This window comes from Umezawaea sp. Da 62-37, assembly GCF_032460545.1.
Classification (GTDB): Bacteria; Actinomycetota; Actinomycetes; order Mycobacteriales; family Pseudonocardiaceae; genus Umezawaea.
On the sequence record NZ_CP135965.1, the window covers coordinates 171355 to 184510 of the forward strand.

Sequence of the window (13156 nt, forward strand, 5' to 3'; positions counted from 1 at the left end):
TTCCGCCTGGGGGTGGTCGCGTGCGACGATCTGCGGCCGAATGGGGGGATCGTGGTGACCGAGCACGACAAGGACGAACTCGACGCCGAGCGGCGTCGGCTGGCGTACGCGCGCGACTGCCTGACGCGCAACCGCGAGGAGATGCTGACCACGGCGGAGTCGATGGCCGCCCGCGGCGACGACCCGGACATGATCGCCTGGCTCTACCGCCGGGCGTTCCAACTGGAGGACCGCGACGACGCGCCGCTGTTCTTCGGGCGGATCGACGGCCCGTTGCCCGAACCCGTCTACATCGGGCGACGCTACGTCGGCGACGGCGACCGCGAGCCCGCGGTGATCGACTGGCGGACCGACATGGCCGCCCGGTTCTACCGGGCCACGGCCGCCACGCCGATGGAGGTCGTGCACCGCCGCCGGTACGGCTTCGCCGACGACCACGAGATGACCGGGTTCGACGACGAGCAGCTCGCGGACATGACCGCGGACGCGGGGCTGAGCGCGTTCGTGCGCAAGGAGATCGAGCTGGCCCACTACGGGCCGATGCGCGACATCGTGGCGACCATCCAGCCCGACCAGGACCACATCGTCCGGCTCGGGGTGCACGACTCGTTGGTCGTGCAGGGCGGCCCTGGCACCGGCAAGACCGCCGTCGGGCTGCACCGCGTGGCGTTCCTGCTCTTCGAGCACCACCAGGTGCGGCGGCAGGGTGCGCTGGTCGTCGGACCCAACGACACGTTCGTGCACCACATCTCCCGCGTGCTGCCCGCGCTGGGCGAGATCGACTGCCGGCACGTCTCGGTGGCCGGGCTCGTCGGCGCGGAGAAGGCGCCGGTGGAGGACCCGGCCACCGCGACCGTGAAGGGCGACGGGCGGTTGGCGGCCGTGCTCGACCGCGCGCTGCGGTCGGCGGTGGGCCGGTGGGACGGGGAGTTCGTCATCAAGGACACCAGCCCCTACGTGCGCGTGCAGCCCGAGGAGATCGCGTACATGGCGAGCGACCTGCTGCGCGAGCGCAAGCCGTTCGGTCCGGCCAGGGACCTGCTGAAGGAGCGGATCGCGGGCCGGGTCCGCCGCAAGCTGGAGATCCGGGGCCGGTCGCTGGGCGACAGCGCGACCCGGAAGCTGGCGAACTCCCGGCAGACCCGCACCGTGGTGGAGTCGATCTGGCCGGTGCTCAAGCCGCGTGACGTGCTGTTCCGGCTGTACTCCGATCCGGAGCACCTGGCGGCGTGCGCCGAAGGCCTGCTGGACGCCGACGAGCAGCGGGCGCTGACGTGGACCAAGCCGCCCGTGACCGCGGCCCGTGCCAAGTGGACGGCGGCGGACCACGTCCTGCTCGACGAGCTGGCCTCGCTCCTGGACGTCGGGCAGCGGTTCGGCCACGTCGTGCTGGACGAGGCGCAGGACCTGTCCGCCATGCAGCTGCGCGCGGTCGGCCGCCGCTGCCTGGGCACGGCGACCGTGCTGGGCGATCTGGCGCAGCAGACGACGCCGTGGGGCCGACCGTCGTGGGAGGACGTGCTGGCCCTGCTGGAACTGCCCGGCGAGGTCGCCACGCTGAACACGAGCTACCGGGTCCCGCAGCAGATCCTCGACATCGCCAACCGGCTGCTCCGCGAGATCGCCCCGGACCTGCCCACGACCACCTCCGCGCGGTCGTCGTCGGACGCCGTGTCCGTGGTGTCGGTGCCCGACGGCGGCCCGGCCGAGGTGGCCCGGCTGCTGGCCGACCTGGTGCGGACCCTGCCCGTGGAGAAGGGCAGCGTCGGCGTGATCGTCGCCGACCCGGACGTCGAGGCGCTGCGCGGAGCCCTGCGCGCCGAGGGCGTCGAGCCGGTGGACGCCGACGGGGTCGACCGCGAACACCGGCTGGCGCTGGTGCCGGTGGGCGTGGTCAAGGGACTGGAGTTCGACAACGTCGTGGTGGTCGACCCGCACCGGGTGATCGCCATGGGCGGCACCGGGACCCGGCTGCTCTACGTCGCCCTGACCCGTGCCATCTCCCGGCTCACGATCGTCCACACCGCACCGCTGCCCGCCGTGCTGGGCCTCTGAAAACGGGGAAGGGCGCCACCCACCGCGGGTGACGCCCCTCCCCTGCCGATCCGGCTATGCGGGCGCGCTGAACGTGTAGCTGCCCGAGGGCAGCCGGTAGGACGCCGCCCCGTTGCCGTACCCGAACGACACCGCTTCGGCGGGTGCCGTCACGGCCGCCGCGGAACCGGCGGGCACCCGGACGGTCGCCGACGCCCCCGCGGGCACCGTGACCTTCAGGGTGAGCCTGCCGCCCGAGATCGACCAGTCGCTGACCGCTTGGCCGTACGGCGTCTCGTAGGCCGACTTCGCCGACGTCAGACCGCCGCCCGGCTTGGGGGCGACGAGCACGGACTTGTAGCCGGGCGTCGCCGGCGCGAGGCCGCCGACCTGGCGGTAGAGGAAGTCCCCGACCGAGCCGAGCCCGTAGTGGTTGAAGGAGTTCATCCCGACGTCCTGGAGGCTGCCGTCGGTGCGGATGCCGTCCCAGCGCTCCCAGATCGTGGTGCCGCCCTTGGCCAGCATGTAGCCCCAGCCGGGATATCCGGGCTGCAGCAGGATCTGGTAGGCGATGTCGGACCGGCCGTGGTCGGTCAGCACCGGCAGCAGGTTCTCCACGCCGAGGAAGCCGACGGTGAGGTGCCCGCCGGACGCGGCGATCTTCGCGACCAGCTTGTCCACCAGCGACTGCACCCGGTTCTGCGGGACGAGCCCGAACGCCAGCGCCAGCACGTACCCGGTCTGGGTGTTGCCCGACACCGTGCCGTCGGCCGCCACGAACCGCGAGGTGAACGCGGCGCCGACCTGGTCGGCCAGGGTGGCGTACTTGGTGGCATCCGCCGTGCGCCCGGTCGCCTGCGCCATCCGCGACACCAGCCGCGCCGACCAGCCGAGGAACGCGGTGGAGATGATGTTGCGGGCGGTGTCGTCCTGCACGTTGAGCCAGTCGCCGAAGCCGCCGTCGTCGCGGATCAGGTTGGCGTCGGCGGTGGAGCGCAGGTACTCGATCCACCGGGCCATCGCCGGGTAGCTCTCGTCGACCGCGCGCAGGTCGCCGGTGCGCTGCCACAGGGTGTAGGGCACGATCACGCCCGCGTCGCCCCAGCCCGCGATGCCCTGTCCCGCGCCGAGGTCCGGCGCGGTGTTGGTGAACGCCCCGTCGGCGTGCTGGGCGTCGGTGAGGTCGTCGGTGTACTTGTTCAGGAACGACGACATGTCCATGTTGAACGTCGACGTGGCCGCGAACGCCGCGATGTCACCGGTCCAGCCGAGCCGCTCGTTGCGCTGCGGGCAGTCCGTCGGCAGGGAGAGCATGTTGGAGCGCTGCCCCCACAGGATCGCCTGCTGCACCTGGTTGATCAGCGGGTTGGACGTGGTCAGCGTGCCGATCTGGGCGGCGGCCGTCCACGCGGTGCGCCCGGTGATGGCGGCCGTGGTCGGGGTGCCGGGGAAACCGGTCACCTCGACGTAGCGGTAGCCGTGCACGGTGAACCGCGGCTCGTAGGTCTCCGTCCCGTTGCCCGACAGGGTGTACTGGTCGGTGCCCAGCCCGTTGATGCGCAGGTTGTCCGTGTAGACCGTGCCGTCGGCGTTGAGGATCTCGCCGTGCCGCATGGTCACGACGGTGCCCGCCGCGCCCGCGACCCGCAGCCGGTTCCACCCGGTGGCGTTCTGGCCGAGGTCGAAGACCCACACGCCGGGCTTGGGCTGGGTGATCGCGATCGGCGTCCGGTCCTGCTGGACCTTCACACCCTCGTCCACCTGGGACACCAGCTTCGGCGCCGCGTCGGTGCGCACGGCGACCGCGCCCCACGAGCTGTCGTTGAAGCCCGCGCCGTCCCACCCGCCGGGCAGGCGGCGGGCGTCGTACTTCTCGCCCATCTGCATGTCGTCGGCGGTGATCGGGCCCGCGGTGTACTTCCAGCTGCTGTCCGTGCCGATGACCTGCGAGGTGCCGTCGGTGTAGGTGAGCCGCAGCTGGGCGGAGTACCACGGCTTGGGGCCGTAGTTGTTCGGGCCGTACCAGGCGATGGTGCCGGTGTTCCAGCCGTTGCCCAGCCACGCGCCGAGGGCGTTGGCGCCCTGGACGATCCGGCTGGTCACGTCGTACTCCTTGTACTGGAGGCGCTTGCGGTAGTCGGTCCAGCCGGGGGCCAGCACGTCGTCACCGACCTTGGCGCCGTTGAGCCGCGTCTCGTGCAGGCCGAGCGCGGTGGTGAGCAGCCGGGCCGAGGCGACCGGCTTGCTCACCGTGAAGCCCTTGCGCAGCAACGGGGACGGGGTGGTCTGCGGGACGGCGACGTCGCTGTTCCACGGCGCGGAGCCGTAGGCGGCGGCCACCTTCGCGGCGGGCCAGGACGAGTCGTTGAAGCCGGGCTGCTCCCAGCCCGACGGTCCGGTCTGGCTCGCCTTCCACGAGGCGTCCGTGCTCGCGACCACGGAACCGGCCACGACGAGCCGGGCGATCACGCCGGCGGGCGACTGGCTGGTGTTCTGGCCGGACAGGGCGATCGTGTTGGCACCGGCGCGCAGCCTGCTCGCGACGTCGACGGCGACGGCCGTCCTCCACGAGTCGGCGACCCGCGGCGAGGTGCTGACCTGGGTGCCGTTGACCCACACGTCCACGGTGTCGTCACCGGTGACGATCAGGCTGGCGACGGCGGGCGCCGTGCCGAGGGTGACGCTGGCGCGGAAGAAGCGGGTCGCGGCGGGCACGCCAGCGGCCGGGTCCCCTTCGGGGTACCAGATCCAGTTCGCGCCGCCGAACCCCTGCTGGGTGCCGGGCTGGCCGATGAAGGCGCCCTGCCACTCGCTCGCGGGGTTCAGCAGGCCGGTCTCGAAGGAGCGCACGGCGCCCCACCCGCTGGCGCGGCCCTGGGTGTCCCAGACCTTGACGCGCCAGAAGTACCGGGTGTTGGAGGCCAGCGCGCGGCCCGCGTAGACGACGTCCACCGATTGGCCGCTGGCCACGGAACCGCTGTCCCAGAGGTCACCGGTGCCCGCGTCGGCCAGCGCGCTCGTGCTGGCGACGACCACCTGGTAGGCGCCCTGCGCCTGGCCACCGGTCCCGGTGAGCTTCCAGCCCAGCCGGGGTCGGGTGGAGTCGACGCCGATCGGGTCGACCCGGCGTTCGGTGGTCGCGGGGCCGACTCCCAGCGGCGACGCCGCCGCGACGTCGGGCGCGCCCACCTGGTCGTTCCACGGTGCGGCGCCGTACGCGCCGAGGTCGGCGGCGGCGGGCCAGGAGGAGTCGGCGAAACCCGCCTGCTCCCAGCCTTCCGGCGCGGTCTGCGAGGTCTTCCAGGCGCCGTCGGTGGTCAGGTCCACCGTGCCGCCCGCGCTCACGACGTGCAGCCTGCCGAGCAGGCCCGCCGGTCCGACGCTGGCGTTGCGGGCGACGACCGCGAGGGTGTTGGTGCCCGCGACCAGCGCGGACCGCAGGTCGACGTGGACGGCCCTCTTCCACGAGTCGACGCCGCGGACGGTGGAGGCGAGCGGGGTCCCGTTGAGCCAGACGTCGACCGTGTCGTCGCCGGTCACGACGAACTGGGCCTCCGAGACGGCGCCGCTCGGCACGGTGAACGTCCGGCGGAAGTACCGGTCGGCTGCCGGGGCCGAGGTGGCCGGGGCGCCTTCGGGGTACCAGACCCAGTGGGCGCCGGTGAGGCTGACGGGGACGGCGGCGAGCGCGGTCGGGCCGGTCGCCACCAGGGTGGTCGAGGTCAGCAGCAGGACGAGGCCCGCGACGAGGACGGGGAACCGACCTCGTCGCGAGGATGGGGCACGTGGCGTTGGGGCACGTCGCATCAGGTGGCTCCGCGGATGTCGAGGGCTGGGGGCTCGAAGCATCGATCGAACAGGGATTAAAACGTTTCAATTACTACGACTTCCAGACGCTAGGTGATTCGCATCACAAGAGTCAACAGCCGTCACAATTGTCCGGAACGGACAGCCCGCGCGTTCGGCCCAACGCCCGCCCCGACCCCGCCACCACCCGACGCCCGCGTGCGCCCGAACGGCCGACGCCGCGGTGCACCGGATGCCGGTGCGCCGCGGCGCCACTCCCCCGCCGGTCAGCCGTGGTCCGCCAGGGCGGGTACGGGCAGCAGGTCCATCGGCGCCCACTCGGTCCCCGGCACCACGGCCTTGATCAAGCGCGGCGTCTCCACGAGGGCCTGCGGCCACTCGCGCTGGATCCTCGGGATCAGCGGGGAACGCAGGTGCTCCTCCACCGAACTCTCCTGATGTCCTTCCAGCAGGACGAAAACGGTCGGGTCGTCCACGTCGCGCGCCCAGTGGAACCACAGGTTCCCCTGCTCCGCCCTGGTTTCACGGGTGAACTCCTCGACCATGCCCATCCACCGGTCGCACCATTCTGGCCGCACCTTGAACCGGATAGTGATGACCAGCATCATTTCCTCCTCTGATCGACCTTGTCCCGCACCCCGGTGAAACCGTCCACAACGGACCTCCACGAGCCGCTCGCCGACGAGCCCGCCCACGCGATGTACCCGTCGGGCCGCACCAGCAGCGCGGGCCCGTCGTCCAGCCGGCGCGAGACCCGGACGGGCGCGTCGACCGCCTTCGCGTCGTGTTCGACCACCAGCTGGAAACCGCCCTCGCGCATGGCCTCGAACAGCCCGCCGCCGCGCAGCGGCAGGTCACCGGCGCGGCGACCGACCAACCGGTGGTCCCCGGCCGCGCGCCGGTAGGAGATGCCGACCCCGGAGAACATGCCCGCCGCCTTCGCGGTGAACCCCGGCAGCCGCAGCAAGGTCGAGATCCCGAACTCACGGATCTTGCGCCCGAGCCACGGGCGGATGGTCATCATCCGGATGGTGGCCCCGCTGGAGCGCAGCACCAGCCTGCCGACCGGGTGGCGTTCGGCCTGGTAGGTGTCCAGCAGCGCCTCGTCGGCGCCGTCGAGCACGGCGGCCAGCTTCCAGCCCAGGTTGAGCGAGTCCTGGATGCCGGTGTTCATCCCCTGCCCGCCCGCGGGCGAGTGCACGTGGGCGGCGTCGCCGACCAGGAACACCCGCCCGGTCCGGTACTCCGGCACCTGCCGCTCGTCGCTGCGGAACCGGGACTTCCAGCGGACCTCGCCCATGCCGTAGTCGGTGCCCATCGCCCGCACCAGCACATCGCGGATCTCGTCCTCGGTCATCTCGTGGCCGGGCACGTCCTCGAACCGCCGGTCCCACACGATCACCCGGAACCAGCCGTCGCCGAACGGCGCCAGGAACGCGAAGCAGTCCTTCACCGCGTCGACGGTCACGATGCTCCGGGGCGGGTCCTCCAGCCTGGCGTCGGCGAGCGTGATCGAGTTGAGCAGCACCCGACCGGGGAACGACTGCCCGATCAGGTCGCGCACCGCTCTGCGCACGCCGTCCGCGCCGACGACGTAGGACGCCTTCCAGACCCGCTCGCCATCGGCGGTGTCGGCCCGGACGACCACCCCGTCGGCGTGCTGCTCCAGGCCGGTGACCGTGACGCCGCGGACCACGGTCGCGCCGTGCTCGCGGGCGTGCTCCTCCAGCAGGTCGTCGACGTTGCGCTGCGGTGTGACCAGCAGGAACGGGAACGGCGACGGCAGCTGCCCGAGCCGCAGCTCGGCGCCGCGCCACAGCGACAGCCCTGGCGACGCGGTCCCGGTCGGGATGAGCCGCTCGGCGAGCCCCCGGCTGTCCAGTGCCTCCAGCGTCCGGGCGTGCACGCCGAACGCCCGGCTCAACGGCGACGGCGCCGAGTGCTTCTCCAGCACCGCCACCGACCGCCCGGCGAGCGCGAGCTCACCCGCCAACATGCAGCCCGAGGGGCCCGCCCCCACGACCACCACGTCCACGCTTTCCACGGCGCCTCCAAGTCAACAGTCGGTGACTTGACCGTAGAGCCCCGCGCGCTGTTTGGTCAACAGCCGGTGACTTATCCTGGCGCCCATGACCGAACAGCGCCGCCGCTCCGCCACCGCCACCCGTGCCGCGATCCTGGACGCGGCCCGCGAGCGCTTCGGCACCACCGGCTACGACCGGGTGACCATGCGCCAGGTGGCCGGTGACGTCGGCGTCGACCCGGCGATGGTGGTCCGGTACTTCCGGACGAAGGACGACCTGTTCGCCGAAGCGGCCCGGTTCGACCTGGACCTGCCCGACCTCGACGGCGTCCGCCCCGAGGACCTGGCCGACGTGCTGATGCCGAGGTTCTTCGCCGTGTGGGAGGGCGACGCGGGCTTCCTGTCGCTGCTGCGCGCCGCGGCGAGCAGCGACGCCGCGGGCGCGAAGATGCTGGAGCTGTTCGCGAGCCAGGTCTACCCCGCGCTCGCGGCCGCCGCGGTCGACCGCCCCGCCGACCGCGCGTCCCTGCTCGGCTCCCAGATCCTCGGCCTGGCGTTCGCCCGGTACGTGCTCAAGGTACCGCCGCTGGTCGCCATGAGCCGTGACGACCTGCTGCGGTGGGTGGCGCCGGTCTTCCGCCATTACCTGACCGGGTCCCCCGCGTGATCACGGCGGTGCCGGGCGCGTCGACCGTATGCTGACCCGGCCGACGCGCGAGGAGGGCCGGATGTCCCGCCAGGTCACCATGTCCGACATCGCGAAGCGGGTCGGGGTGTCGCGGGTGGCCGTGTCCTACGCGCTCAACGGGCGGCCCGGTGTGTCGGCGGAGGTGCGCGACCGCGTCCTGGCCGTGGCGCGGGAGGTCGGGTTCACCGCGAACGGCTCCGCCCTGGCGCTGCGCGGGGCCACCTCGGGGGCCGTCGGGCTGACCATGCGCAGGCCGTCGTCGGCGACGATCGCCGTGGAGGTGTTCCGCCGGGAGCTGATCAGCGGCGTGCAGGACGAACTGATGGCCCGTGACATGGGGCTGGTGCTGCGGTTCGTCGAGGACACCGCGGAGGAGTTGGACGTCTACCGGCGGTGGAGCGCGGAGCGGCGGGTCGGCGGCGTGCTGCTGTGCGACCTGGAGACCCACGACCCCAGGGTCGGTGCGCTGCGGGGGCTGGGGCTGCCCGCGGTGGTGGTGGGCGGGCCCGCGCCCGACGACGGGGTCACCAGCGTGTGGTGCGACGACGCGGCCGCCGTCAAGGAGTCGGTGCGCCACCTGGCCGGTCTCGGGCACCGGCACGTCACGAGGGTCAGCGGGCCGGTCGCGATGGCGCACACGGTCGTGCGCGACACGGCGTTCCGCACCGCCTGCGCCGCGCTGGGGATCGAGGCGACCGTGGTGCGCGCCGACTACTCGGGTGCCGCGGGCACGCGGGTGACGCGGCGGATCCTGAGCGCGCCGGGCCGCCCGACCGCGATCGTCTACGACAACGACGTCATGGCGGTCGCCGGATTGGCCGTGGCGCAGGAGATGGGCGTCGGCGTCCCCAGTGGACTGTCCATCGTGGCCTACGAGGACTCGTCGCTGTGCCAGGCCGTGGCGCCCGCGCTCACCGTGCTGCGCCGCGACCTGATCGGCTACGGGGCGCACGCCGCGCGGCTGCTGCTGGACGTGCTGGACGGCGCACCGCCGCGCGCGGTCAAGGACCAGACGGCGGCGCTGGTGGTCCGGGGCAGCACCGGGCCGCCCGGCTGAGGTCAGGGCGGTGGGGCGGTGCTGCCGCGCGGGCTCAGGTGCGCGGGTTCGTCGTGCACGCTGGTGACCGGCAGGCCGTCGACGGCGGCCAGCAGCAGGCGGGCGGCGTGCGTGCCGTAGGCGGAGATGTCGCGGGCCAACGCGGTCAGCGGTGGCCGGACCAGTTGGCAGACCGGTGAGTCGTCCCAGGCCACGATGGACAGGTCGCGCGGCACGGACAGGCCCATCCCCTGTGCCGCGGCGAGTCCGGCGACGGCCATGATGTCGTTGTCGTAGATCAACGCCGTGGGCCGGTCCCCACCGCCGAGCAGGTCGCGGGTGACCCGCGCGCCGTCCTCGCCGGTGTAGTCGGACGGGACCGCGACCGCGCTGTCGAGCCCGAACTCCTCGGCCAGCGCGGCGAACCTGCGCGTGCGGATCGCGGTGTGCGCGAGGTGCGGCAGGCCGCCGACACGGGCGATCCGCCGGTGGCCGAGGGTCACCAGGTACCGCACGGCCTCCGCGAGCGACACGCCGTCGTCGGACCAGATGCTCGCCAGCGCGCCGCTGACCGACGGCGGGCCGATCACCACGGCGGGGAGCCCCAGCTCCTCCAGCGCGGGCACGCGCCCGTCATCCACGCCGACGTCGCAGATCAGCACACCGTCGACGCTGTGGTCGTTGCGCCACCGCCGGTGCACCTCGATCTCGTGCCCGTGGTCGTGGACCATCTGGAGCAGCAGCGAGTACGAGTGGACGGCCAGCCCGGCCTCCAGGCCGCTGATCAGCTCCATGTAGAACGGTTCCACGGCCAGGGTCCTGGCGGGTCTGCGCAGGGTCAGCCCGACCACCCCGGACCGGGCGCCCGCCAGCGCGCGGGCGGCGCTGCTGGCGCGGAACCCCAGCGCGTCGGCGGCGGCCAGAACGCGTGACCTGGTCGCCTCGGAGACGCCGGGGCGGCCGTTGAGGGCGTAGGACGCGGCCCCCTTGGAGACACCGGCCGCGCGGGCGACGTCGGTGATCGTGGGTCTTCTAGCCGGTGTCGGAGAGGAACTTTCTCGGTTCACCAATGCTCCTCGTCAGCCCCGCTCGCGGTGATCAACGCCGGGTTACCAGACGTTGACAGTCCGGAAACCTACTCCTATGGTCCAGGTACTTACGCGGTTAAGCACATCGCGGAAGTGGCCATCCCCGCCCTCACCCTGCGAAGCCGAGGAGCCGTTCCATGTGCCCTGCCCCCGCACGCTCCGAGACCCACCGATGACCCGCCCGCGGAGTCGCGCGCTCGCCGTCGTCGGCGCCGTCCTGCTGGCCGTGTCCCTGCTCGTCCCGACGTCCGCGCAGGCGTTCCCCGCCTCCACCCGCGCGGCCCTGATCGACTACCTGACCGGCATCTCCGGCCAGTACACGCTGTCGGGCCAGCACAACCGCGAGCCCAACTCCGACCCCACCAAGTACACCCGCGTCGCCCAGTCGATCACCGGCCAGACCCCCGGCCTGTGGGGCGGCGACTTCCTGTTCCTGCCCGACGACGTCAGCCACCGCCAGTCCATGGTCGACGAGGCCATCCGGCAGTGGCGGGCCGGGTCGGTCGTCGCGCTGACGTGGCACTTCTGCCCGCCCACCGGCGGCCCGACGTGCGACTGGGAGACGAACATCAAGTCCTCCCTCAACCCCACCCAGTGGAGCCAGCTCGTCGCCGACGGCACGGCGCTCAACACCGCGTACAAGAACCGGCTCAGCGAGGCTGTCCCCTACCTGCGGCAGCTCAAGGACGCCGGGGTGCCGGTGCTGTTCCGGCCGGTGCACGAGATGAACGAGGGCTGGTCGTGGTGGGGCGGGCACCCCGGCGCCGACGGCAGCCGCAAGCTCTACCAGATCGCCCACGACTACTTCACCAACACCCAGGGCTTCGACAACCTGGTGTGGGTGTGGAACGTCAAGGACGTCGACATGGGCTCGATCTCCCAGTACTGGCCCGGTTCGGCCTACGTGGACGTCGCGAGCCTGGACGTGTGGAACAAGCTCGAACCCAGCGCGTCGGACTACCAGGCGATGCTGACCATCGCGGGCGGCAAGCCGATCGCGCTGGCCGAGGTCGGCAAGACCCCGACGCCAGCGGTCATGAACGCGCAGCCGCGCTGGGCGTGGTGGATGGTGTGGGCGGAGTGGCTCACCGATCCCAAGTACAACACCAACGCTGGCGTGCAGGCGTCCTACTTCGCACCCCGCGTGCTCAACCGCGGCGAGTTCACCGTGCCCGCGGGCGGTGGTGGCGGAGGCGGCACGACGCGCACCGGGCCGATCACCGGGCTCGGCGGCAAGTGCGTCGACGTCGCCGCCGCGAACACCGCCGACGGCACGCAGGTGCAGCTCTACACCTGCAACGGCGGCACCGCCCAGCAGTGGACGGTCGGCGCCGACGGCACGATCCGGGCGCTCGGCAAGTGCCTCGACGTGAACGGCGGGATCAACGCCGACGGCACGAAGATCCAGCTCTGGACCTGCGGTGCGGGCAACACCCACCAGCGGTGGACTCAGAACGGGGCGACCCTGGTGAACCCGGAGACCGGCCGGTGCCTGGACGCCACCGGGCAGGCCAGCGCGGACGGCACGAAGCTCCAGCTCTGGTCGTGCAACGGCCAGACCAACCAGAACTGGACGCTCCCCGGCACGTCCACCCAGTGCGCGCGCGCGTTCGGCGCGGGCGAGCGGACCCTGCCGGTCACGCTCGCGGGCACCACCTACCAGGTCACCGCCTACGTGCCGGCGGGCGTCGCGAACACGACGGCGCTGCCCGTCGTGCTCAACCTGCACGGCAGCGGGAGCACCGGCGGAGGCCAGCTCTCCTACAGCGACATGAAGGCGGCGGCCGACCGGGACAAGTACCTGGTGGTCGCGCCGAGCGGGGCCATCGCCAGCGGCAGCGGGTACGTCTGGAACGTCCCCGGTGTCGGCGCGCCGCCCGCGGGCGCCCGTGACGACGTGGCGTTCCTCGACCAGGTCGTGAGCGCGCTGGCCGCACCGCTGTGCGCCGACACGACCCGCGTCTACGGCACCGGCTACTCCGGCGGCGGCCGGATGATCTCCGCCTACGCGTGCGCCCGACCGGGCCGGATCGCCGCCATCGCCCCGGTCGCGGGCCTGCGCGCCGGTCGCCCCGACCCGCAGGACACCACCCGGCCGGACGCCCAGTCGTGCCGGCCGGGCCGGGGCGTGCCGGTCGTCGCGTTCCACGGGCAGCAGGACAACACGAACCCGTACGCGGGCGGCGGCAGCGACGTGTGGCGGTACTCCGTGCCCGCCGCGCAGCAGCGGTGGGCCGCCATCGGCGGCTGCGGCACCGGACCGACTACCTCCCAGGTCAGCACGCACGTCAGCAGGTCGGTCTACTCGGGGTGCGGCACCGGCGCCGACGTCGTCCTGTACTCGGTCTCCGACGGCGGGCACACCTGGCCCGGCGCGCCGACCGAGTCCGCGGGCAACGGCACCACCACCCGCGAGATCGCGGCCAACACCCTGATGTGGCAGTTCTTCCAGCGCTTCCGCCTGACCGCCTGACCCCTCG

General features: G+C 72.7%; 8 protein-coding genes and 1 pseudogene. 4 read left to right on the forward strand and 5 right to left on the reverse strand.

Annotation, left to right across the window (positions count from 1 at the left end; all coding sequences use genetic code 11):
* The first annotated feature begins 54 nt into the window (after positions 1 to 54).
* Positions 55 to 2055 (forward strand): HelD family protein, encoded by a 2001-nt coding sequence (locus RM788_RS00810; RefSeq protein ID WP_315929472.1) that lies wholly within the window; start codon positions 55 to 57, stop codon positions 2053 to 2055.
* 54 nt (positions 2056 to 2109) lie between these two features.
* On the opposite strand, the gene RM788_RS00815 is transcribed toward RM788_RS00810, so the two are convergent.
* The 3 genes from RM788_RS00815 to RM788_RS00825 all read right to left on the reverse strand — a co-directional run bounded on the left by RM788_RS00815 (position 2110) and on the right by RM788_RS00825 (position 7885).
* A complete protein-coding gene (locus tag RM788_RS00815; RefSeq protein ID WP_315929474.1) occupies positions 2110 to 5841 on the reverse strand; it encodes a family 78 glycoside hydrolase catalytic domain in 3732 nt (1243 codons plus the stop codon).
* 266 nt (positions 5842 to 6107) lie between these two features.
* A complete protein-coding gene (locus RM788_RS00820; protein ID WP_315929475.1) occupies positions 6108 to 6446 on the reverse strand; it encodes a putative quinol monooxygenase in 339 nt (112 codons plus the stop codon).
* Positions 6446 to 7885 carry an FAD-dependent monooxygenase gene (locus RM788_RS00825; RefSeq protein WP_315929476.1) on the reverse strand — a complete coding sequence of 480 codons (1440 nt, stop codon included), beginning with the start codon at positions 7883 to 7885 and terminating at the stop codon, positions 6446 to 6448. The genes RM788_RS00820 and RM788_RS00825 overlap by 1 nt, the downstream gene beginning before the upstream one ends.
* Before the next feature lie 85 nt (positions 7886 to 7970).
* Between RM788_RS00825 and RM788_RS00830 the strand changes: the two genes are divergently transcribed.
* Together RM788_RS00830 and RM788_RS00835 are read left to right on the forward strand one after the other, a co-directional pair.
* A complete protein-coding gene (locus tag RM788_RS00830) occupies positions 7971 to 8531 on the forward strand; it encodes a TetR/AcrR family transcriptional regulator (RefSeq protein WP_315929478.1) in 561 nt (186 codons plus the stop codon).
* A 61-nt stretch (positions 8532 to 8592) separates the two neighbouring features.
* Positions 8593 to 9609: a LacI family DNA-binding transcriptional regulator gene (locus RM788_RS00835; RefSeq protein ID WP_315929480.1), complete on the forward strand. Its 1017-nt coding sequence runs from the start codon at positions 8593 to 8595 to the stop codon at positions 9607 to 9609.
* Positions 9610 to 9611: 2 nt separating this feature from the next.
* On the opposite strand, the gene RM788_RS00840 is transcribed toward RM788_RS00835, so the two are convergent.
* Positions 9612 to 10397 carry a LacI family DNA-binding transcriptional regulator gene (locus RM788_RS00840; protein ID WP_315929482.1) on the reverse strand — a complete coding sequence of 262 codons (786 nt, stop codon included), beginning with the start codon at positions 10395 to 10397 and terminating at the stop codon, positions 9612 to 9614.
* 96 nt (positions 10398 to 10493) lie between these two features.
* Positions 10494 to 10655: pseudogene (locus RM788_RS52815) on the reverse strand (LacI family DNA-binding transcriptional regulator); the annotation flags it as partial.
* A gap of 193 nt (positions 10656 to 10848) precedes the next feature.
* On the opposite strand from RM788_RS52815, the gene RM788_RS00845 reads away from it, so the two are divergent.
* The gene (locus RM788_RS00845; protein ID WP_315929483.1) at positions 10849 to 13149 is read left to right on the forward strand and encodes a glycosyl hydrolase; all 2301 of its coding nucleotides are present in this window, start codon (positions 10849 to 10851) and stop codon (positions 13147 to 13149) included.
* Positions 13150 to 13156 lie beyond the last annotated feature (7 nt).